This is a genomic window from Dyadobacter sp., from assembly GCF_051859145.1.
In the GTDB taxonomy this organism is placed as follows: domain Bacteria; phylum Bacteroidota; class Bacteroidia; order Cytophagales; family Spirosomataceae; genus Dyadobacter.
On the sequence record NZ_JBHYGF010000266.1, the window covers coordinates 1 to 240 of the forward strand.

At 50.8% G+C, this 240-nt stretch carries 1 protein-coding gene; it reads left to right on the forward strand.

The genetic code is table 11. The annotated features are described in order from the left end of the window. Positions 1-240: hypothetical protein (locus ACTIE6_RS15520; protein WP_439557504.1), on the forward strand; the 240-nt coding region annotated here is incomplete at both ends.

The following is a 240-nucleotide window of genomic DNA, read 5'->3' on the forward strand; positions in this document are numbered from 1 at the left end:
GCTGGGTTTTCACGCGCGCAGTTACTGCGGATCCTTACTTTGTTTACGCATGCAAAGGCGGATCGCTTGTAAGAATAAGTCCTGACAACGGAGATACGAAGGTGATCGCGACAGGTTTTTGGGACGTGCAATCCATGGTGCTCCTGAAAGGTTACCTGTATGTAATTGACAAAGGGGTGATCAAGAAAGTACACACTGAAACGGGAGTTACCACGCAGGTCGGCTCGCAGCTCTGGCTGC